This is a genomic window from Burkholderia sp. MSMB1078WGS, from assembly GCF_001528895.1.
Classification (GTDB): Bacteria; Pseudomonadota; Gammaproteobacteria; order Burkholderiales; family Burkholderiaceae; genus Burkholderia.
Genome location: NZ_LPDI01000025.1, coordinates 98602 through 120780 on the forward strand (window position 1 = coordinate 98602; position 22179 = coordinate 120780).

The following is a 22179-nucleotide window of genomic DNA, read 5'->3' on the forward strand; positions in this document are numbered from 1 at the left end:
CTCAGGCCGCGATCCACACGAAGCCGTCCTCGACTCGCGACGGATACGCGTTCACCGACTGCTCGGGCGCTTCCAGGCATTCGCCGGTACGCAGGTCGAAGTGCTGCTTGTACAGCGGCGATGCGACCACGATGCGCTCGCCGAGGCTGCCGATCAGCCCGCGCGACATCACGGCGGCCTGCGACACCGGGTCGACGTTGTCGATCGCGAACACGCCGCCGTCGGGATGGGCGACGTGAAACACCGCGACCTGCTCGCCGTTGACGAGCGCGCACACGCCGGTGTTCGGCACGATGTCGTCGAGCGGGCACACGCGGGTCCAGGACAGCGGAAGACGATCGTTCATGATGGGCTCCTTGAAAAAGACGCTGGTGTCGGCGAGGGTCAAACGGTTGCGGGTTCGGCGACGACGGGAATCGACACGGGCTTGCCGCCCGCGCGTTCGCCGGGCGTCGCGGGCCGGATCTGGCCGCGCGTCTCGACGAATTCGATGGTCGTGTCCGGCGCGTCGCTGTTCACGAAGTGGCGGAAGCGCTTGCGCGTTTCCGGATCGGTGACGGCTCTCTTCCACTCGCACTCGTAGGTGTCGATCACGTGCTGCATGTCGGCTTCGAGTTCGGCCGCGATCGCGAGCGTGTCGTGCACGACGACGTCGATCAGGTAGTCGAGGCCGCCTTCGAGGTTGTCGCGCCACACGCTGGTGCGTTGCAGGCGGTCGGCCGTGCGCACGTAGAACATCAGGAAGCGGTCGATGTAGCGGATCAGCGTCGCGCGATCGAGATCGGACGCGAGCAGTTCCGCGTGGCGCGGCTTCATCCCGCCGTTGCCGCACACGTACAGGTTCCAGCCCTTCTCGGTCGCGATGACGCCGACGTCCTTGCCCTGCGCTTCCGCGCACTCGCGCGTGCAGCCGGACACGCCGAACTTGATCTTGTGCGGCGCGCGCAGCCCCTTGTAGCGATTCTCCAGATCGATCGCGAGGCCGACCGAATCGTCGACGCCGTAGCGGCACCACGTCGACCCGACGCACGATTTCACGGTGCGCAGCGCCTTGCCGTACGCGTGCCCCGACTCGAAGCCGGCCGCGATCAGTTCCTCCCAGATCGACGGCAACTGCTCGACGCGCGCGCCGAACAGGTCGACGCGCTGGCCGCCCGTGATCTTCGTGTACAGGCCGTATTTTTTCGCGACCTGGCCGACCGCGATCAGCCCTTCCGGCGTGACTTCGCCGCCCGGCATGCGCGGCACCACCGAATACGTGCCGTCGCGCTGGATGTTCGCGAGGTAGTAGTCGTTCGAATCCTGCAGCCCCGCGTGCTCCTTCTTCAGCACGAACTCGTTGAAACACGACGCGAGGATGCCCGCGACGGCCGGCTTGCAGACGTCGCAGCCGAGCCCGCGGCCGTGCTTGCGCAGCAGTTCGTCGAACGTCGTGATGCGCTCGACGCGGATCAGGTGGAACAGCTCCTGGCGCGAATGCGCGAAGTGCTCGCACAGATGGTTGTTGACCGCGAGGCCCTGCTTCTTCATCTCGGCCTTCATGATCTGCGTGACGAGCGGCACGCAGCCGCCGCACGACGTGCCGGCGCCGGTGCACGTCTTCAGCGCGCCGAGGCTCGTCGCGCCGTCGGCCACGGCCGCGCAGATCTGCGACTTCGACACGTTGTTGCACGAGCAGATCTGCGCGGCCGCGGGCAGCGCGTCGACGCCGATCGCCGGCTTCGCCGCGCCGTCCGACGACGGCAGGATCAGGAATTCCGGCGACTCGGGCAGCTCGATGCGGTTCAGCATCATCTGCAGCAGCGTGCCGTACTCGGCTGCATCGCCAACCATCACCGCGCCGTGCAGGAACTTGCCGCAGTCGGACACCACGAGCTTCTTGTAGACCTGTCGGCGCTCGTCCGCATACTGGTAGGTGCGGCTGCCGGCCGTCGTGCCGTGCGCATCGCCGATGCTCGCGACGTCGACGCCCATCAGTTTCAGCTTCGTGCTCATGTCGGCGCCTGCGAACGCAGCGGCGGCGGCGTCGGCCGCGCCGCCGAGCTGTTTCGCCACCACGCGCGCCATGTCGTAGCCGGGCGCGACGAGGCCGTACACCGCCCCGTTCCAGGCCGCGCATTCGCCGATCGCGTAGATATCGGCATCGCTCGTGCGGCATGCGTCGTCGATCGCGACGCCGCCGCGCGGGCCGATGTCGAGCCCGCACGCGCGGGCCAGTTCGTCGCGCGCGCGGATGCCGGCCGAGAACACGATCATGTCGGTGTCGAGATGCGTGCCGTCGGCGAACGCCATCCGGTGCGCGCCTTCGTCCCCGTCGACGATTTCGAGCGTGTTCTTGCCGGTATGCACGGTCACGCCGAGCGCCTCGATCTTCGCACGCAGCATCCGGCCGCCGCCGTCGTCGACCTGCACGGCCATCAGGCGCGGCGCGAATTCGACCACGTGTGTGTCGAGCCCCATGTCGCGCAGCGCCTTCGCGCATTCGAGGCCGAGCAGCCCGCCGCCGATCACGACGCCGCGCTTCGCGTGCGCGCCGCACGCCTGCATCGCTTCGAGATCCTCGATCGTCCGGTACACGAAGCAGCCCGCGCGATCGCGGCCCGGCACCGGCGGCACGAACGGACGCGAGCCCGTGGCGAGCACCAGCTTGTCGTACGCGAGCGTTTCGCCCGACACGAGCGTGACCGTATGCGCGGCGCGGTCGATCGACGCGACTTGCGCGTTCACGCGCAGGTCGAACTGCGGATGGCGCTCGAAGAAGCCGGGCTCGACGAGCGACAGGTCGTCCGCCGACTTGCCCGCGAAGAATTCCGACAGGTGCACGCGATCGTAGGCCGGGCGCGGTTCCTCGCCGAGCACGGTGACCTGCAGCGCGCCGGCCGTGCCGGCTTCCGCCGCGATGCATTCGAGGAGCTTGTGGCCGACCATGCCGTGGCCGATGACGATGAGTTTCATGATGACGGTTCCTTCGGTCGATCAGTTCGCGGCGCTCGCGGCGGCCAGCGCGCGATCGCGCAGCTCGGCTTCGCGCGCCTTGTGTTCTTCGCTGAAGCGCACGGCCATCGCGCACAATGCGGTCGCGGTGACCGCGAGGCCGAGCAGGCTCAGCGTGTGCTGCACGTCGCCGACGCCCTTCAGCAGGAAGGCCGCGGCGACCGCGCCGACGTTGCCGCCCGCGCCGACGATCCCCGCGACGCCGCCGAGCGCCTTGCGGTCGATGAACGGCACGAGCGCGTAGGTCGCACCGCACGCCATGTGCGTGAAGAGGCCGAAGGTCAGCATCGCGACGAGGGCGATGCCGATGCCTTGCGCATGCGAGAACCAGATCAGCCCGAGCCCTTCGCCGACGATCAACGCGCACAGCAGCATCGCGCGCACGTCGAGGCTGCGGCGGGCGGCGATCTTGTCGGACAGCCAGCCGCCGAGCGCGCGGGCAAACAGTGCGAGCAGACCGAACAGGCCGACCGCGAAGCCGGCGTCCTTCAGCGACAGCTTGAAGTGATCGACGTAGTACAGCGCGGCGATGTTGTGGATGAACACCTCGACGCCGAAGCAGGCGCCGTACGTGACGAACAGCATCCACACGCGGTAGTTGCCGCAAGCGGCGAAGAAGCTCGCCCAGCCGCCCTTCTTGCCGCTGTCGACCGTCACGCCCTGCTTGCGCAGCGCGACGAAATCGCCTTGCGGGCAGTCCTGCGTGAAGCGCCAGTACGCCCACGCCATCGCGAGCATCGCCACGCCCGGCACGATCAGCGCGATGCGCCACGACGAACCCTCGCCGAAGCCGAGCATCAGGCCGGCGGCGACGAGCAGCGGCATCAGCGCCTGCGTCGCGCCCGCGCCGGCATTGCCCCAGCCGGCCGTCGTCGCGTTCGCGGTGCCGACCACGTTCGGCGCGAACATCACCGACGTGTGGTACTGCGTGATCACGAAGCCCGCGCCGATCGCGCCGATGCCGAGCCGGCAGATCAGGAACCACAGGTAATCGTGCGTGAACGACACGGCGAACACGGGGACCGCGCCGAGCAGCAGCAGCCCGGCATACACGCGGCGCGGGCCGAAGCGGTCGCACATCGGGCCGACCAGCAGCCGCACCGCGATCGTCGCGGCCACCGCGGCGATGTTGATGTTCGCGACTTGCGCCGCCGTGAGATGGAATTCGCGCGCGATCAGCGGCATCAGCGGCGCGCACGCGAACCATGCGAAGAAGCATACGAAGAACGCCATCCACGTCAGATGGAACGCGCGCATCGGCGCGGTGCGGAGGCTGAAGAGATCGATACGGGTAGCTTTGTCGGTCATGTCATCCGCCAAACGAAAAACGGCGTCCTGCGCACCCGGTCTCGTCGAGAGACCCGATGCGTAGGACGCCGTTGCCCATGAAGCCCGTTGCCGGGCGCTTCTGTTGATCGGTACTGCAGGCGAATCGCCGTTGATCCGCTCGCACCAGCTTATGCAAACGCCATGCCATATCGGCCCGAATCGCGCCGGCAGCCCCGCCGCGCAAGGCTCGCCGGCCAACATGCGCCGCGCTCCGGCACGCGGCGCGCGATGCGTCGCGATGCAGCGAGGCACAGATGTGGTGCGCTGCAGCACTGTCACCGTGCGACATTGCGGTGCGCGCCGACGGGGCGCGATGCACGCCGATGCGGCATCGCGACGGCCGGCGCGCGGCAAGGGCATGCATGCGCGCGGCCATCGCGCGGTGCGTCGCGGCACGCGATGCCCACGCATGGGGCCGGTTGGCCCGGATATTGCTGAACCCCGTGCATCACACCGGCAACGGCGCCGGTGGGCAGTCCCCGCAAAACCCTGCTCGCGCTTCACGCGAGCCTCCAGGACAACGGCGTCCCTCCGCGCTCGGCCACGGCCGGATGCCGGTGCGTTTCGACCGCCCGCCGCCGCCGCGCAACAACGCGTTATCAGACCGCCGCAGGGATGCGATGCGGCACAGGAACACGACATGACAACAGGCAAAGTCACGCTGCTGGGCGCCGGCCCCGGCGATCCCGATCTCCTCACGCTGAAGGCGGTGAAGGCGCTGGCCGCCGCCGACGTGCTGCTGCTCGACGATCTCGTCGCGCCCGGCATCGTCGAACTCGCGCCGCAGGCGCGCGTGATCCGCGTCGGCAAGCGCGGCGGCTGCCGCTCCACGCCGCAGGCGTTCATCGAGAAGCTGATGCGCCGCCACGCGTTGCGCGGCGCGCACGTGGTGCGCGTGAAAGGCGGCGACGCGCTACTGTTCGGGCGCGCCGGCGAAGAACTCGCGACGCTGCGTGCGGCCGCGATTCCCGTGGAAATCGTCAACGGCATCTCGTCGGGATTCGCCGCCGCCGCGAGCCTCGGCATCTCGCTCACGCACCGCGAGCACTGCCAGGGCGTCACGTTCGTCACCGCGCACCGCCAGGACCACGGCGAACCCGACTGGGCACGGCTCGCGGCGACCGGCACCACGCTCGCGATCTACATGGGGATGAGCCGCGTCGACCGCATCGCGGCGGGCCTGCTCGCCGTGCTGCCGGCGTCGACGCCGGCGGCGGCGGTGCAATGGGCCGGCACGCCCGACGAGCGCCGCTGGACCGGCACGCTCGGCACGCTCGCGGGCGGCATCGAAGCCGCGCGGCTCGGCAGCCCGGCCGTGATCCTCGTCGGCGGCGCGATCGGCGCAGCGGCCGCACGGGACGCGGACGCGGCAACCGGCGCGGCGCTTGCGCGGGCCGCCTGACGTGCGCGGCATCGCGCGGCTTCGGCCGCTCCCCGTTTCCTTCGCCGCCGGCCGCGCGTGCGGCCCGACTACATCGTTCGCCCCTTGCACCGACGCGTCACTGCCCCTGTTGCCCGCCACATGAGTTCGCCTGCCCTGCCCGCCCGCCTGCGCGTGCTGCTCGTCACCGATACCGACAAGCCGATCGGCGAACTCGGCGACGCGCTTTCGCGCCTCGGCTACGAGATGCTGAACGACGTCGCGACGCCCGCGCGCCTGCCGGTGGCCGTCGAGGAGCAACGCCCCGACGTCGTGATCATCGATACCGATTCGCCGTCGCGCGACACGCTCGAGCAACTCGCGGTCATGCATGCGACCGCGCCGCGCCCCGTGCTGATGTTCAGTCACGACGCCGACCAGGAACTGATCCGCGCGGCGGTCGGCGCGGGCGTCAGTGCGTATCTCGTCGAAGGGTTGTCGGCCGAGCGCCTCGCGCCGATTCTCGAAGTCGCGCTCGCGCGCTTCTCGCACGACGACGCGCTGCGCCGCCGGCTGGCCGACGTCGAGCGCGAACTCGCGGAGCGCAAGCTGATCGATCGCGCGAAACGCGTGCTGATGGACCAGCGCAAGCTGTCCGAACACGACGCGTATGCGGCGCTGCGCAAGCGCGCGATGGATCAGGGCCTGCGCATCGTCGACGTCGCGCGACAACTGCTCGACGCGTCACCCCAGTCATGAGTGCAATGAATACATCTCCTCCCGCCGCGCCGGAACGCGCACATCTTCGCCTCGGGTTCGTCGCGCTCAGCGATGCGGCCCCGCTGATCGTCGCGCAGCGCCTGAACCTCGGCGCGCGCCACGGCCTCACGCTCGAACCGAGCCGCCAGCCGTCGTGGGCGGCCGTGCGCGACAAGCTGCTCAGCGGCGAGCTCGACGCCGCGCATGCGCTGTACGGGCTCGTCTGCGGGCTGCAGCTCGGCATCGGCGGCCCGCAGGCCGACATGGCCGCGCTGATGGTGCTGAACCGCAACGGCCAGGCGATCACGTTGTCGCGCGGCCTCGCCGACGCGTACCGCCAAACCGCGAGCGTGCGCACCGCCTTCGCGACGCTCGGCCGCAAGCCGCTGCTCGCGCAGACCTTCCCGACCGGCACGCACGCGATGTGGCTGAACGCGTGGCTCGCGTCGCACGACGTCGATCCGCTGCGCGACGTGCGCAGCGTCGTGATTCCGCCGCCCGAGATGGTCGCCGCGCTCGCGGGCGGCGAGCTCGACGGCTTCTGCGCGGGCGAACCGTGGCATGCGGTCGCCGAAGCATGCGGCGCGGGCCGGACCGTTGCCGTCACGAGCGAGATCTGGCCCGATCATCCGGAGAAGGTGCTGGCGACCCGGCGCGACTTCGTCGCGCTGTATCCGGCCACCGCCCGCGCGCTGATCCGCACGCTCGTCGATGCATGCGCGTGGCTCGACAGCGCCGCGCACCGCCGCGAGGCGGCCGACTGGCTTGCGTCGCCCGACGCGCTCGGCGTGCCGGCCCGGCTGATCGCGCCGCGCCTGCTCGGCGACTACGGCGCGGGGCCGTTCGCCACGCCGCCGCTGCCGATCCGCTTCCACGACGGCGGCGCGGTGAACCGGCCCGATCCGCGCGAGGGCCTGTGGTTCCTGTCGCAATACCGGCGCTGGGGCATGCTCGACGGCGCGCACGACGACGCAGGCATCGCCGCGGCGATCGCGCAGACCGCGTTGTATGATGCTGCGGTCGCCGAAGGCGGCGCAGCGGGCCCGTCGCGGGCGTGACGCGCGCCGCGCGGTGCAGCCGACGTGTGCAGCCGAGGTGTGCTGCCGGGCCGGGGTGCCCGCTCGTGCCGCTCGTGTCGGTCGCGCGACACCGCCTCGCCACTCCGTCCCCACTCCGAATCGATGCCGAAACGAACGCGCGCGCCGCTCGACGTGCTGCTCACCGAAATCCGCGCGTGCCGTGCGTGCGAAAACGACCTGCCGCTCGGCCCGCGCCCGGTCGTGCGCGCGCATCGCGACGCGCGCATCCTGATCGTCGGCCAGGCGCCGGGCGCACGCGTCCATGCGAGCGGCATCCCGTGGGACGACGCGAGCGGCAAGCGGCTGCGCGACTGGCTCGGCGTCGAGCCCGACACGTTCTACGACGAGACGCGCTTCGCGATCGTGCCGATGGGCTTCTGCTACCCGGGCCGCGGCGCGAGCGGCGACAACCCGCCGCGCCCCGAATGCGCGCAACTGTGGATCGACCGGCTGGTGGCCGAACTGCCGTCGATCCGGCTCACGCTGCTGATCGGCCAGTACGCGCAGCGGCATTTCCTGCACGGCACGCGCAAGGCGACGCTGACCGACACCGTCCACGCGTGGCGCGACTACGGGCCCGCGATCCTGCCGCTGCCGCATCCGTCGCCGCGCAACCAGGCATGGTTCAAGCACCATCCGTGGTTCGACGCCGAGGTCGTGCCCGAGCTGCGGCGCCGGGTCGCGCCGCTCGTGGCGGGCTGACCGCGCAAGCGCCCGTCCCCGTCGCGCCCGGTTCGCTGTACCATCGCGGCTCAACCGCGTCACGAACAGCAGAATCCTTCATGCCCTCCACCGCCCCGCCGCGCCTGTACGGGATGCCCGAACGCAGCGACCGGCTCGATTTCTACATCCGCGACCAGGCGTCGCGCCAGGCGATCACCGAGCCGCACCGGCACGCGTATTTCCAGATCCAGTTCAACCTCGGCGGCGACACCGAGCAGCGCATCGGCGGCGTCACGCGGCCGTTTCCGCGCGGCGCGCTCGCGTTCGTGCTGCCGCACCGCGAGCACCTGATACCGCATCCGGAAGGCGCGCACTTCATCGTGATCAACTTCAGCCAGGCGTTCCTGCGCGCCGATCTCGACGTCGATCCGCTCGATCTCGAGGACGTGCCTGCGCACCGCTTCCCCGAACTGACGCCGTTCCGCTTCCAGGAGCACCTCGATTTCATCCTGACCGGCGACACGTACGACGAAGCGCGCCGCCTCGCGCTGTGCATGCTCGACGCCGACCGCGTGCGCACCTTCGGCTCGACCACGTTGCTGCGCGGCTACCTGCTGCAACTGATCGGGCTCGTCTGCACGCAGTACGCGGGCGCGCTCGACAAGCTCGCGCAGCGCGGCGCCCAGCGCGCCGGCCGGCGCGACGCGCTGGCCCGCGTGCTGCGCCACGTGCGTGCAAACCTGACCCGCGAGGACCTGACGCTCGCCGCGACCGCCGAAGCCGCGTTCCTCTCCCCGAACTACCTCGCGCACCTGGTCCGCAAGGAAACCGGCAGCACCTTCACCGATCTCGTGACCGAGCGCCGGATCGCGCTGGCGCAGTCGCTGCTGGCCCATACCAGCCGGCGCATCGCGGACATCGCACGCTCGGTCGGATTCCGCGACGAAGGGTATTTCGCGCGGCGCTTCCGCGCGCGGGTCGGCGTATCGCCGAAGGCCTATCGCGACGCGAACGCCGCGTTGCCCGACGGCGACGATGCGCCGGGCGCCGCCGACGCGTAGTTTTGTCCCGGTAAAACGTAGTTGCGTCGCATCCGGGCGCACGCGCGTCGGGTATCGTTGCACGCATGCCGGCGCGGTGCGCCGGCCATCCGTCTTCCTGCCGAACGAGGGCCATCCGATGTCCGCCTATGTCATCGACGCCGCCGAGCGTCCTTCCGTCGAAGTCGACCAGTCGTCCGCGCGCTTTCCGGTGCGCCGCGTATTCTGCGTCGGCCGCAACTACGCCGATCACGCCCGCGAAATGGGCGCCGACCCCGACCGCGAGCCGCCGTTCTTCTTCACGAAACCGGCCGACGCGATCGTCCCGGCCAGCGGCACGGTCGCCTATCCGCCGCTGACGAACGATCTCCATCACGAAATCGAACTGGTCGTCGCGATCGGCAAGGACGGCCGCTCGATCGATCCGGCCGACGCGCTGTCGCACGTGTGGGGCTACGGCGTCGGCGTCGATCTCACGCGCCGCGACCTGCAGGCCGAAGCGAAGAAACTGAGCCGCCCGTGGGACTGGGCGAAGGGTTTCGACGCATCGGGCCCCGTGACCGCGCTGCGCGCGGCGACGGCCACCGGCCATCCGGCCGCCGGCCGCATCTGGCTCGCGGTCAACGGCGACACGCGCCAACAAGGCGACCTCGCCGACATGATCTGGGCCGTGCCCGACGTCATCGCGTACGTGTCGCGCTCGGTCGAACTGAAGGCCGGCGACCTGATCTTCACCGGCACGCCGGCAGGCGTGGGCGCGCTGCAGCCGGGCGACCGCGTGACGGGCGGCGTCGACGGCATCGCGACGTTCGAATTCGTGGTCGGCGCGAAGCCGTAACGGCGCTTGCGGGGCGGCCGCCTGCCCGGGCCGCCCACGATACCCCGATGCCGGTCAAGCGTACCGGCGCAGGAAGGCGTCGGCGACGGCCGGCGGATTCAGCGCTTTCGCCGATGCGTTTTCCAGCGCCTCGGCTGCGTCGTCGTCGCCGATCGACACGAACAGCGTGATGGCCGCCCGGTCGTCGCCCGTGCCGAATACGCCGTCGCGATCGAGCAGGCGCAATGCCTCGATCATGTCGGCGTGCAGTTGCCGCGAAAATTCGGTGAATCGCGACCGGACGAACTGCGGGCTCAGCACTTCGTCGGCCAGCCTGCCGCAGATCGCGTTGAACGGCGACGCCTCGGCCGCCGCGTACGCCCATTCGGAAACACCCCACACGAACCGCGGATCGTCGTCCGCCACCGCCTGCTGCGCGCAGATCCGGCGCAGCCCTTCGACCGAATTGGCTGCCGGCGCCACCGTCATCGCGCCGTTGTCGGTGTACAACGCAAACGCGTAGAAATGCTCGTCCGGGTGCAACGCCCGCAGCGCCCTGAAGGTCGCCCTCGCGGCATCGGCAATGTCCCGCTGGAAATCAGAAAAGTCGCTCATCGCATCCTCGTCCAGTCGCCCTTCGTGCTCGTCGGGACACGCGGCGCGCGGATCGTGCATCGTCTCCCGGCATACGGCGGATTGTCCGTCATTCGGCCGCCCGCCGGTACCGGGGCGCACCCGCGCTCACCGCCCGGCGTCCTGCGCGTCGAACGCCCGCACGCACACGGCGGCCGCCAGCGCGACCGCCGCCGACAGCAGCATCGTCGCGAGCGGCAGGTAGCCCGCGTTGGCGGAGGTCAGCAGCGCGCCCGTCAGCGACGACAGCGCGGCGCCGCCGCCGATCGTCATCGCGCCGGCGAGCCCCGACGCGCTGCCCGCCAGCTCCGGCCGCACCGACACCGCGCCCGCATGGGCGCCGGGATTGCTCAGTCCATTGCCGATGCCGACCAGCACGCACGGCCCGAACCACGCGAGCGCGTGCGTCGCGCCGCCGAACACGAGCACGAGGCCGATCAGCGGGCCCGCACACGCCACGACCCGCCCGCACAGGATCGTCGTGGCCGGCGCAAGGCGGTGCGCGACCCGCGCGGCCACGAAGCTTCCGCACACGAACCCGGCCGTGATCGTCCCCATGTAGAAGCCGATCTCCGCCGGCGCGATGCCGAACAGCGTTTTCGCGGCGAGCGGCGCACCGGCCAGAAACGCATGGAACGCACCCGTCGAAAACGCCATGCACAGCGCATAGGCCCAGAAACGGCGCGCACGCAGCAGCGCCGGATACGCGCGAAACTGCTGCCCGAAGCTCGACGGCCGGCGCGTATGGGTTTCGACGAGATCGAGCGCACACCAGGCGAACAGCGCGATGCCGACTGCGGCCAGCAGCCAGAAGCTCGCGCGCCAGCCGGCCGTCTGGTCGAGCGCGCCGCCGAGCGTCGGGCCGAGCATCGGCGCGAACGCGGCGGCCATCGCCGCATAGCCGATCCGGCTCGCCGCGCGCGCGCCGCCGCCGGCGTCGCGGATCGCCGCCATCGACACCGGATAAACCGACGTGATCGCCGCCTGCATCAGCCGGCAACCGAGAAACACGCGGATATCGGTCGCCATCGCGCAACCGAGCGAACCGAGCGCGAATATCGCGACGCTCGTCAGCACGACCGGGCGCCGCCCGAACCGGTCGGACAGCGGCCCCGTCACGCATTCGAGCGACGCGGCCACCGCCGCATACCCGCCGAGCGACAGCGCGACGAGCGCATAGTCGGTGTGCAGGTCGCGCACGATCGCCGGCAGCGACGGCAGGAACAGGCTCAGCGGCAGCACTGACAACGCGCACAGCAGGATCAACGTCGCATGTCGCGGCGACGCCGGGTCGGAAGCGGTCGACAGGTTCGATGCCAAGCGGATGCCCTCCCGCGCACCGGCCACATGGCCGCGCGCAACACAAAAAAAAGCCCCCGAACGAGTCGGGGGCGCATGGGTGCCGGCGCGGTGCCGCTACCGGACCTTGCGCCTGTGGACTACTACGATGAAGCAAGCCGTTTTCATGCCGAATGGCTCCTGAATGCGTGGCGGACCGCCAGCGATACCGGACGATGTTAGGTGGATGAGCGCCCCCGCGTCAACGTCCTAACGCGTGCGCACCGAGACGAACTTCCGCGCGTTGTTGCGCTGGATCAGCACGGCGATCACGCTGCCGCCGGTCGCTTCGAGCGTCTGCACGTCGTCCGGCGTCTCGATCAGCGTGTCGTTGAGCTCGAGCACGACGTCGCCCGGCTGGATGCCTGCGCGCGCGGCCGGGCCGTGCGCCGCGTCCACCATCATCCCGACCGCGAGCCCCGTCGAACGGCGCTCGTCGTCGCTCAACGCGTGCATCGTCAGTCCGAGACGGTCGCCGTGGTCGCCGCTGTCGCCTGCGCCGCCGGTACCCGGCCGCGGCCGCGCGGCGGCCTTCGGTGCGACCATGCCGATCGTCGCCGCCGCGGTCCCGCCCGCCTCGTCGGCGCCTGTGATCGTCAGCGTCATCGGCGCACGGTTGCGAATCACGCGCAGCGGCGCCTTCCCGCCGGGCGGCAGCGCGGCGGCCAGGTCGTTCAGTTCGGCCGAGCGACCGATGGCCGTGTCGCCCATCTTCACGATCACGTCGCCGGGCTTCAGGCCGGCCGCGGCGCCCGGCGAGCCGGGCTCGACGCCGTTGACGAGCGCGCCGGCCGGGCGCGGCAGCCCGAACGCCGCGGCCAGACCGACGCCGACGTCCTGCACGTCGACGCCGAACGCATTGGCGGACGGCGCGCCCGGCGCGGGCGCCTGAGGCTGCTGCGCCTGCATCTGCGCCTGTTGTTGCGCGCGCAACTGGGCACGCGCCTTTGCCGCGAAAGCGATCGGGATGGCGAAGGTCGTGCTCGCGTAGCGGTCGGCGCCGGTATAGACCTGCACCGCGATGCCGATCACGTCGCCCGCGCGATTGAACACGGGGCCGCCCGAGTTGTCCGGGTTCGGTGCGATGTCGGTCTCGAAGAACGGGAATGCGCTGCCGTCCGGCAGCCGGCGCGACGTCGCGCTGACGATGCCGGCCGTGACCGTGTTGCCCGACCCGTCCAGCGCGCCGATCGTCATCACCGGTTCGCCCGCGCGAACTTTCGACGAATCGCCGATGTGCACGAACGGCAGCTTCGTCGCGTCGACGCGCAGCACGGCCACATCGCTTTGCGGATCGACGGCGAGCACCGTCGCCTTGAATTCGCGGCGGTCGACGAGCCGCACCGTCACGTCGGTCGCCTCGTCGACCACATGGGCGGACGTGAGGATCAGTCCATCGGCGCTCACGATGAAGCCCGAGCCGCTGCCGGACACCGCGCGCGGCGCGATATCGGGTGCCGGCGCCTGCGGCCCCTGTGCGGGCGGCGGTGCGCCATGGCGGAAGAACGCGGCGAGCGGATCGTCGGGATCGAGGATGGCAAAGGCCGGCCCGCCGGTTTGCGGATCGGGTGTGGCGGCCAGGATGGTCACGACCGCTGGGCCGTAGCGCTCGACGATCGCCGGGAAATCGACCGGCATCGCGTAAGGCGCGGCGGGTGGCCGCGCCTTCGTCGCCGGCGGTGCGGCGTGCGGTGCGAGGGTGCCGGCAACGGCGGCGGGCGGCGGCAAACATCCGGCAAACACGCCCCCGATCAACGCGGTGCGAAGCACGGCGCGAGCAAGCGTCTGGCAAACCACGGTGCACCTCCCCCGGGCAGTCGCGACGCCACCGTGCGCGAGACGCGCAGGCGCCCGACAAGCACCGGTACACCCAACCATTTATAGCCTACGCGCCGGGGGGAACATACGAATCGAAACCCGTATGCCGGGAGGTGCCGTGGCGGCGGAACCGCGACGGCGTTCGTTTCGAACAAAGCGCGCGGTTCGTCAATCCGAACATCCACCACGCATCGGTGCGGACGTCAGTGCCAGTGCCATCGTCGCAGTCTGCGGCCGGACATGCCACCTGTCGCGCATCGCAGACAGGTGACCCGCACACCGCAAACGGTCCGTCATCGGCCCCCGTCCATCGACGAGCCGGCACCGGCTCCGGTCAGTGGCACGACAACACCGCCACCCCGCCGACGCCTTGCGTGTTCGGCAACGCCGCCGTGTAACCGACGGCCACCAGCGGCTGAGCCGCGTCATGTCCGACGACGATCGACTGAATCGTCGCAGGCCCGGTGGTCTTCAGCACGCCGTTCAACGGCACCTGCGTGTACGTCAGCCCGTATTGCGCGCTGTCCAGCTCGATCGACAGGTTCAGCGTGGTGAGCATGCGCGTGACCGGATCCAGCGTGGCCGAACTCGACACGAGCGCACCGCTCGTGTTGCCGTTGTTGCTCGCCACCGTATCGGCCATCACCTGGGTACACGAAAGCGGGCCGCCCGTGGCGGGCAACGACAGCGGCGTGCCGACCGCGTAGTGCACGCCCTGCGTATCGGTATACGTATTGCCGTCGGTGTCCATCGCGCGATTCCACCGGCCGATCGCCACATCGGTGCCGACGCCCTGGATGTCGGTCACGGCCCCATGGTCGAGCCCGAGGCAGTCGGTTGCCGCCGCCGACGACGCAAGCGTCGTAAACGCACCGCTTCCCTGCTGAACCAGGCTCGTCGCCGGTACATTGGCCGCCGTCATGTTGCGGTTCTTCGCGTAATCGCTCGGCAAATTCGGCACCACGAGCACCGCCAGTTGGCCGTTGCTCGTCGCGACCGGCGACGCAGCACCCGAATAGCTGAAGTTGCCGTTCGGTCGGCAAGCCGTCTGGACGGCAGGCTGGGGCGACGCGCCCGGCGCCGGCGCGGTGGGCGACGTGACCGTCGGCGTTCCCGTTGTATCGTTGTTCGACGCGCTGCTTCCGGTATTGGCGGCGCCGCCGTCATCGCCGCCGCCACATGCCGTCAACATCAGTACCGTACTCGCCAGACCCACCAGACAGATTTGCTTGCCCCGCATGCTTCACCTCGTTTTCTCGTTGTAGAAACCCATCACCGTGTGCGCTCGTTTCACACGTTGTCGTTTGCCGGACGCGCCGGCACCATTCGCTGCGCATCCACCGCCTTGACCAGCCACCATGCGCCGACGCCACCCGCCACGAGCGCGCCGAACCACCAGGAAGTCGGCCAGATCTCGAGCAGGCTCTCGCGGGTGAGGACGAACGGCGATTTCAGCGCGACGAGCACCACGGCCGTGTTGTAGCAGGCATGAATCAACATCCCCGGCAACAGCGATCGGGTGACCGCATACAGCTTTCCGATCAGCAAACCGAGTCCGAATGCGAGCGCGAACTGATACACGTTCAAATGCGCAAGACCGAATACCGCTGCCGAATGGGCGATGGCCGTTCCCTCCGGATACTGTCGCAAGAAGCTGCGCAGCATCACGCCGCGAAACAGCATCTCCTCGAGTAGCGGCGCAATCGCGCAGGTCAATACGATCAGGCCGAGCCCGCCATTCACATAAACCTCGCGGGCTTCGTCCCGGGTTCCGGTCCACGGGAAAAATTGCCCGACGCCGACTTCGAGCACGCTCATCGCCACGAGCAATGCCGGTGTAATCAGCACGATGGGCGCGAAAAATCGCCCGATCGTCGTTCGCCAGGAATCGACGCTGTCGTGCAGCAAGCTGCGGTAGGTCAATTTGCCGTGATGGAGCAGCACCGTAAATACGAGACCATTCGCGAGCACCCGCCCGATGCTGGCGATTGCCATCGTCTGCAGCCCGGCGCTGCGGCCGGCCGACCAGATGATCGAGTTCATCAAATACTCGACCATGTTCAGCACGACGACGATAAAAAACGCTTCGAGCAGATTCGGGAAGCAATAAGAGCTTGAATCGGATTTCATCTGGATTTATACGATTTAGCAGGCGGCATACGCGGTAATCGCGCCCGGATGCCTGCAGCCGATCTCGTCCGATCGGCATTGTTATTTATCGGAGCACACGACGAACGTGACTCATTGCGGCCTGCCCGGCCTTTGCCCTCCCCCATCCAGCCATCGCGGGAAAGTAACCGTTTGTTACGGAGGGGGATCGTCGCTCATGGCACGAATCGTGGCAAGCGCCATTGACCATTCTTTACGATCGAAAAGACAAAACGCGCGAATCGGACTGCGCAATCAGCCGTCGTTAATATCGAGATATCGGCCGATCTTTTAAAATATTTAGCGATTTTCGGCCTGCCCGGCGTTTCAATATTTTTAAAGCACCGATTACCTGACGCACCGGTAACGCGCGGCGAATTCCTTGTCGATTGTCACGGAGACCATCCCGTAAGCGCCGCGCGGCGGTAATCACGATCGAGTGGCGGAAAGTCGGAATCGCGCAACCATACCGTCACGCGCCACCCGCGGCCACCTGCTCCGCGATCGTCGACACCATCCGTAACATCGGCTCGAACGCATCGGCCGGCGTATTGCCGAAACCGAGCACGAGCCCGTTGCGGGCCCGCTCCGCATCGATCGCGAAACCCGACAGCGGAAACGGGCCGATGCCATGCGCGCGCGCCGCTTCGACGATCGCGCGATCGCGATAACGCGCCGGCAGCCGCAGCGCGAGATGCAGCCCGCACGGGCCGCCCTCGACCTGGTGCGGCACGCTCAGGCTGCTGTCGAGCGCGGCGAGCAGCAAACGCCGCCGGTCGCGATACAACCTGCGCATCCGCCCGAGATGCCGGCCGTACTCGCCCGTCTCGATGAAATCGGCCAGCGCAAGCTGCACATGGCGCGTCCCGCCGCGCAGCATCTCCGGCAACGCCGGCCGCACGGCGGCCAGCAACGCGTCGGGCAGCACGAGAAAGCCGATCCGCAGCGCCGGAAACATCGTCTTGCTGAACGAGCCGAGATAGACGACCGGCGAATCGGGCGCGAGCCCATGCATCGCGCCGATCGGCTCGCCGGTGTGACGGAATTCGCTGTCGTAGTCGTCCTCGATGATCCACGCGCGATGGCGGCGCGCCGCATCGATCAGCGCGAGCCGGCGCGAGATCGACAGCACGGCGCCGGTCGGGAACTGGTTCGACGGCGTCGTGTAGACGAGGCGCGGCGGTCGCTCGCGCCAGTCGTCCGGTTCCGCGCGCAGCCCTTCCGCGTCGACCGGCATCGGCACGACGTCGAGGTCGGCCGCCTGCATCGCGGTGCGCGCGCCACGATAGCCGGGCTCCTCGACCCACACCGTATCGCCCGGATTCGTCAGCAACTGCGCGCACAGCGCGATCGCCCCCTGCGCGCCCTCCGTGATCACGATCTGCTCGGGATCGCAGCGTACGCCGCGCGTGACGGCCAGGTGGCGCGCGATCGATTCGCGCAACGCGGGCTCGCCGAGCGGATCGCCGTACGCCAGCAGGTCGCGGCCGGCGCGGCGCAACGCGCGGTCGATCGCGTGCCGCCACGCGTCCACCGGGAAATGCGACAGCGCCGGCACGCCCGGCCGGAAGCCCTCCGATTCGCCGGCGCCGACGAGGCTCGCGCGAATCCGGCCGAGCCGCTGCGCGACGGTCGGCGGCGCGGCACGCCGGCGCGGCGGCGCCGGCCGCGACAGCCCGACGACCCGCGTGCCGCGACGGTCCGACTGCAGGAAGCCTTCGGCGACGAGCTGCTCGTACACGGCGGCCGTCGTATTGCGCGACACGCCGAGCGTTTCGGCCAGCGCGCGCGTGCCGGGCAGCCGCGTGCCGGCCGGCATCGCGCCGCCGAGAATCGCGTCACGCACGCGGCGCAGCAACTGGCGCTGCAGCGAAGGTGCGCCGGGCGTGCGCGCCAGCGGCGCATCGAGCGGCAGCAACGGCGCGCCACCGGAAGGAAAGGCAGTCGTCATCGGGACATCGCAACGTGAAAAGGTCGAACGTACGGTGAGCGGCGCACGGCTGACATGCCACCGATCGTGGCACCATAAATTTGCCGTTCGCTGGCGCTTCTCATGGTACCTCGCCAGGACTACGATCGTCTGCACGCCGGCATGTCGCCGGCCGCCAACCGAAGCGAGATCGACCTTGCCCACGCTCACCAACGCTTTCCAGCAGCCCATCGGCCACCCCGTTCCCGACTGGTCCGCGCGTCCGCGCCCCGAGCGCATCGCGCTCGAAGGCCGCTACTGCCGGCTCGAACCGCTCGACGCCGAGCGCCACGCGGCCGACCTGTACGCCGCCTACGCCCAGGCGCCCGACGGCAGCGACTGGACCTATCTGGCGCACGGCCCGTACGCCGACGAGTCCAGCTACCGCGATTACGCGCGCGGCGCGCAGGCGAGCACCGATCCGCTGCACTACACGGTGATCGACCGCGCCACGGGCCGCGCGGTCGGCACGCTCGCGCTGATGCGCATCGATCCGGCCAACGGTGTGATCGAGGTCGGTTCCGTCACGTTCTCGCCGCTGCTCAAGCGCACGCCGGTGTCGACCGAAGCGCAGTTCCTGCTGATGAAGTATGCGTTCGACACGCTCGGCTACCGTCGCTACGAATGGAAGTGCGACGACCTGAACGCGCCGTCGCGCAAGGCGGCCGCCCGGCTCGGGTTCCGCTACGAAGGCACGTTCCGGCAGGCGATCGTCTACCGCGGCCGCAATCGCGACACCGCGTGGTTCTCGATCATCGACGGCGAATGGCCGGATGTCCGCGCCGCATTCGACGCATGGCTCGCACCGGAGAACTTCGACGCGCAAGGCGAACAGCGACAGTCGCTCGCCGCGATTCGCCACGCGCAGGCCAGCGCGCGCGACGCCGCCGGCCGCGCGAACGACGCCACGCGCGTCACGGTGCGCCCGCTCGTCGCCGCCGACGAAGCCGCGTGGCGTCCACTGTGGCAGGGTTACCAGAAGTTCTACGACACCGCGCTGAGCGACGCCGTGTTCGCGACGACGTGGGCGCGCCTGATGGATCCGGCCGAGCCGATGTTCGTGCTCGGTGCGTTCGACGCGTCGGGTGCGCTGGTCGGGATCGTGCACGCGATCTACCACCGCTCGTGCTGAACCGAAGGGCCGTACTGCTACCTGCAGGATCTGTACACGGCGCCCGACGCGCGCGGGCAAGGCGCGGGCGGCGCACTGATCGAGGCCGTGTACGAACGGGCCCGCGAAGCCGGCGCGAGCCGCGTGTACTGGCTCACGCACGAGACCAACACGACCGCACGCGCGCTGTACGACAAGCTCGCGAACAACGCCGGTTTCATCCAGTACCGGCACGATCTGAAGAAGTAACGTCGCCCGCGGCCGGCCGACGTTCAGCCATGAACATCGGCCGGATGGCGGGCGCCGCCGTCCTCCGGCACGTCGTCGCGCGTCGCATCGGCCATGCCGGGCACCGCTGCCGGGCGGATCATCTCGTCGCCATTGGCCGGCACGGGCCGCCGTACCGGCCGGAACACCGGTTCGCCGGGCTCGATCGGCTGCCCCGAGAGCGCGCAGCGACCGGGCTGCAACGCGACGCGCAAGCGCCAGCGTTGTTCGCCGTAATGACACCGGCCGCTCTCGACCCATCGCACCAGCAGTCCGTCGTGCCCCGCCTCCAGCACCGTGACGAACAGTTGTGGGCGCAACGGCGACGCCGCGGCCGTCGCGTGCTCCGGAATCGGCGCGCGCCCGATCGTCACGAGCGAATGCGCGACCACGCCGCCGCGCGACGGCATCGGATCGTCTTCGCCGAGCGCCGACGCGGGCACGTCGCACGACAGGTCTTCCTCGCAGATCGGGCTTTCCATGATGTTGAGCATGCTTGACGGATTTCCGTGCAGGTTGAAAGACGCCGGCGCCGCACTCAGCGCCGGCCTATCGGTTCGCGCAGCAGGCACAGGCCGATCGCCGCGCCGGCGACGGCGGCCGCGAGCATCAGCCCGACACCGCCCGACCAGCCGAATGCCCCGACGATCGCGCCGATCGTCAGCGGCCCGATCACCTGGCCGAGATAGTTGCCCTGCACGACCCAGCCGATGCTGAGCGGCGCCAGCGACGGCGACGGTGCGGAACCCGGCGCGCACGCGAGAATCGTCGCGGGCAGCATCCCGGCCATGGCCGAGAACGCGAACCCGAGCGCGACCGCGAGCGGTGCGGGCGTCGCCGCGCTGAAAAGGCCCGCCCCCGCCGCGCCGATCGCGACCGACGTCGCGGCCATCACGAGCCCCGGGCGCGCACCGCGCGACAGCAACCAGCCGGCCGTCAGGTTGCCGATCACGCATGCAGCGACGATCGCCGCACTGATCAGCCCGGCCGCGCCGACGGCAACGCCGAGACGCTGCATCAGGAACACCGGCAGGAACGTCATCACCGCGAAGAACTGCACGTTGTAGGTCGCGAAACCGAGTGCGAGGAGCGTGGTCGAGCGCGCCGCGAGCACGGTGCGCAGCGCGGGCCCGACGGGTGCCGCCGCGGCCTGCCGCGACGGTGCGTCGGCCGACGTCGTGACCGGCACCGCGGCTGCGGCGACGAGCGTCAGCGCCGCGGCCGCGAGCCAGCCGTTGCGCCAGCCGCCGAGCAGCGGCCCGACCAGCATCGACAGCGCCATGCCGGCCGGCATGAAGGTGCTCCACAGGCCGAACGCGAGATTGCGCCGCTCGGGCGGCGTCACGCGGTTCAGCACGGCGGGCGCGGCAACCACCACGATCACGAACCCGAGCCCTTCCGCGAAGCGCGTGGCCAGCAGCAGCGCGAAGCTGCCCGCACATGCGCCGACGATGCTCGACAGGCCGAGGATGAAGAGGCCCGTCACCAGCAGTCGCCGGTCGCCCCAGCGCCGCACCAGCAGCCCGGCGGCGATCCCGCCGAACACGCCGACGAACGGAAACACCGACATGATCCCGCTCAGCGACGCGAGCGAGCCGCCGAACTCGTGCTGCAGCGACGGCAACGCGATCGTCGCCTTGCCGACGTGCAGCGCCGACACGATGCTCGCCAGCACGACGTTCGCGATGGCGGCCCGGTAGCTGCGCGACGGCAGCGTGGCGGCCTCGGCCGCGACAGGCGATTCGGTCATCGTCACCTCCGTTGAGGCGGCCGCGTGCAACGGGATGTCTCGCGCGGCCGCAATCGGACCGGCGCCCATGATACAAATTGAAGTTAACTTCAAGTAAAGGGGTAACGCGTGCAACGATTCGTTTCGGTGATCGTGACAATGGCTGGCACGGCAAGCGACGGCATCCTCGGCTAAGCTGTCGGCTTCGCTCCGACAACGCCCGCCCGAATGCCGACCGCCTCCCCTGCACCGGCCACGCTGTTCCCGCTCGACGAAGCCTGGTCCGCCTTCCCCCGCCGCAAGGCCGCCGTGCGTACGTTCATCGCCGGTTACTGCGCTGCGCGCGACCGGCGCGATGCGCCGCTGCACGACGGCCCGGACGGCCATGTCGTGCAGTTCGACGACGCGATGGGCCGGCCTTTCGAGCATTTCATGATCGAGGGGGCGCCCGAGTCCGGCGCCGGCCCGTTTGTCGTCGGTGCGTGGATCACGCGCTATGGCGCAGTGCCGCTGCCGTCCGCGCTGCACGGCAGGACGCGCCGGCTGACCGACGAGCACTTCATGGCCGCCGATATCGACCGTCTGCCGGGCGACGACGCGCTCGCGCAAGCGCTCGCCTGCGACACGCCGGACGCGATCGACGCGTTCAACGCCAGCGGCGCCTTCCCGCCGTTCCACCCGAATCCGGCCGCGTTCCTGTTCGCGCATCGGCTCGACGGGCAGATCGCGGCCACCGCGCGCTACGGCTTCGCGTCGCCGCACGATATCGTCGTCGATCGCGTCGCGACGGCGGACACATACCGCCGCCGCGGCCTCGCGACGCAACTGCTCGCCGCGATCGTCGCCCACGCACGGCACCGGGGCGCGCACCGCGTGTGGCTCATATCGACCGAAGCCGGCCAGCCGCTGTACCGCGCCGCCGGATTCACGCCGCTCGCGACCGTCGCCGTGGACGAAGTCGTCGCCTGACCGCGAATCGAACCGCATCGTCCGTCACCGTTCGCCACCGTCCGTCACCGTTCGTCTCGCGCTTCGTCTCATCGCGCTGAGACGAACGTCCCGGCGTCTCAGCGGATCCGATGTTGCGCTATCGCAGCAAATCCGACGCACCATTCCTTCCGAATC

Annotated in this window: 18 protein-coding genes and 1 pseudogene; 8 read left to right on the plus strand and 11 right to left on the minus strand. The window is 69.8% G+C overall.

Translation table 11 applies throughout. The features are described 5' to 3' along the window. Nucleotide 1: 1 nt before the first annotated feature. Genes nirD through WT24_RS05305 form a run of 3 tightly spaced genes read right to left on the minus strand, consistent with a single transcriptional unit; the run spans nt 2 to nt 4302 of the window. The gene (gene nirD / locus WT24_RS05295; RefSeq protein WP_059505423.1) at nt 2-346 is read right to left on the minus strand and encodes a nitrite reductase small subunit NirD; all 345 of its coding nucleotides are present in this window, start codon (nt 344-346) and stop codon (nt 2-4) included. 38 nt (nt 347-384) lie between these two features. Then, nucleotides 385-2955, minus strand: a complete 2571-nt coding sequence (nirB, locus tag WT24_RS05300; protein ID WP_060031664.1) for a nitrite reductase large subunit NirB — start codon at nt 2953-2955, stop codon at nt 385-387. 21 nt (nt 2956-2976) lie between these two features. Then, the gene (locus tag WT24_RS05305) at nt 2977-4302 is read right to left on the minus strand and encodes an MFS transporter (RefSeq protein ID WP_060031667.1); all 1326 of its coding nucleotides are present in this window, start codon (nt 4300-4302) and stop codon (nt 2977-2979) included. A 661-nt stretch (nt 4303-4963) separates the two neighbouring features. Here WT24_RS05305 and cobA point away from each other — a divergent pair. The 6 genes from cobA (at nt 4964) to WT24_RS05335 (ending at nt 10062) form a co-directional block, all read left to right on the plus strand. Further along, nucleotides 4964-5725, plus strand: a complete 762-nt coding sequence (cobA, locus tag WT24_RS05310; RefSeq protein WP_060031670.1) for a uroporphyrinogen-III C-methyltransferase — start codon at nt 4964-4966, stop codon at nt 5723-5725. 120 nt (nt 5726-5845) lie between these two features. Beyond that, complete coding sequence (locus tag WT24_RS05315; RefSeq protein ID WP_059789558.1) at nt 5846-6442, plus strand: ANTAR domain-containing response regulator; 597 nt, start codon at nt 5846-5848, stop codon at nt 6440-6442. A 5-nt stretch (nt 6443-6447) separates the two neighbouring features. Beyond that, the gene (locus WT24_RS05320) at nt 6448-7500 is read left to right on the plus strand and encodes a CmpA/NrtA family ABC transporter substrate-binding protein (RefSeq protein ID WP_060031673.1); all 1053 of its coding nucleotides are present in this window, start codon (nt 6448-6450) and stop codon (nt 7498-7500) included. 123 nt (nt 7501-7623) lie between these two features. After that, nucleotides 7624-8223, plus strand: coding sequence for a uracil-DNA glycosylase family protein (locus WT24_RS05325; RefSeq protein ID WP_059789560.1), 600 nt, complete (start codon nt 7624-7626; stop codon nt 8221-8223). A gap of 80 nt (nt 8224-8303) precedes the next feature. Continuing rightward, a complete protein-coding gene (locus tag WT24_RS05330) occupies nt 8304-9245 on the plus strand; it encodes a helix-turn-helix transcriptional regulator (RefSeq protein WP_059789561.1) in 942 nt (313 codons plus the stop codon). A 118-nt stretch (nt 9246-9363) separates the two neighbouring features. Beyond that, the gene (locus WT24_RS05335; RefSeq protein WP_034204722.1) at nt 9364-10062 is read left to right on the plus strand and encodes a fumarylacetoacetate hydrolase family protein; all 699 of its coding nucleotides are present in this window, start codon (nt 9364-9366) and stop codon (nt 10060-10062) included. 54 nt (nt 10063-10116) lie between these two features. Here the strand turns inward: WT24_RS05335 and WT24_RS05340 are convergent, their stop codons facing one another. From WT24_RS05340 to WT24_RS05365, 6 genes are all read right to left on the minus strand, one after another. Next, a complete protein-coding gene (locus WT24_RS05340) occupies nt 10117-10656 on the minus strand; it encodes a DUF4303 domain-containing protein (protein WP_060032052.1) in 540 nt (179 codons plus the stop codon). Between the two features lie 126 nt (nt 10657-10782). Beyond that, entirely contained in the window at nt 10783-11994 is a 1212-nt protein-coding gene (locus tag WT24_RS05345; protein WP_060032054.1) for an MFS transporter, read from the minus strand. 228 nt (nt 11995-12222) lie between these two features. Next, nucleotides 12223-13809: a trypsin-like peptidase domain-containing protein gene (locus WT24_RS05350; protein ID WP_179949315.1), complete on the minus strand. Its 1587-nt coding sequence runs from the start codon at nt 13807-13809 to the stop codon at nt 12223-12225. A gap of 355 nt (nt 13810-14164) precedes the next feature. Beyond that, nucleotides 14165-15070 carry a hypothetical protein gene (locus WT24_RS05355; RefSeq protein ID WP_060031679.1) on the minus strand — a complete coding sequence of 302 codons (906 nt, stop codon included), beginning with the start codon at nt 15068-15070 and terminating at the stop codon, nt 14165-14167. 50 nt (nt 15071-15120) lie between these two features. Beyond that, complete coding sequence (locus tag WT24_RS05360) at nt 15121-15960, minus strand: CPBP family intramembrane glutamic endopeptidase (RefSeq protein WP_059505444.1); 840 nt, start codon at nt 15958-15960, stop codon at nt 15121-15123. A gap of 490 nt (nt 15961-16450) precedes the next feature. Further along, nucleotides 16451-17929: a PLP-dependent aminotransferase family protein gene (locus tag WT24_RS05365; protein WP_060031682.1), complete on the minus strand. Its 1479-nt coding sequence runs from the start codon at nt 17927-17929 to the stop codon at nt 16451-16453. Nucleotides 17930-18104: 175 nt separating this feature from the next. On the opposite strand from WT24_RS05365, the pseudogene WT24_RS05370 reads away from it, so the two are divergent. Continuing rightward, nucleotides 18105-19307: pseudogene (locus WT24_RS05370) on the plus strand (GNAT family N-acetyltransferase). A gap of 23 nt (nt 19308-19330) precedes the next feature. On the opposite strand, the gene WT24_RS05375 reads toward WT24_RS05370, so the two are convergent. Both WT24_RS05375 and WT24_RS05380 read right to left on the minus strand, forming a co-directional pair. After that, complete coding sequence (locus tag WT24_RS05375; protein ID WP_060031684.1) at nt 19331-19819, minus strand: DUF3331 domain-containing protein; 489 nt, start codon at nt 19817-19819, stop codon at nt 19331-19333. 44 nt (nt 19820-19863) lie between these two features. After that, nucleotides 19864-21075 carry a CynX/NimT family MFS transporter gene (locus tag WT24_RS05380; RefSeq protein ID WP_060032057.1) on the minus strand — a complete coding sequence of 404 codons (1212 nt, stop codon included), beginning with the start codon at nt 21073-21075 and terminating at the stop codon, nt 19864-19866. Between the two features lie 207 nt (nt 21076-21282). Here WT24_RS05380 and WT24_RS05385 point away from each other — a divergent pair, with 207 nt between their 5' ends. After that, nucleotides 21283-22023, plus strand: a complete 741-nt coding sequence (locus WT24_RS05385) for a GNAT family N-acetyltransferase (protein WP_060031689.1) — start codon at nt 21283-21285, stop codon at nt 22021-22023. Nucleotides 22024-22179 lie beyond the last annotated feature (156 nt).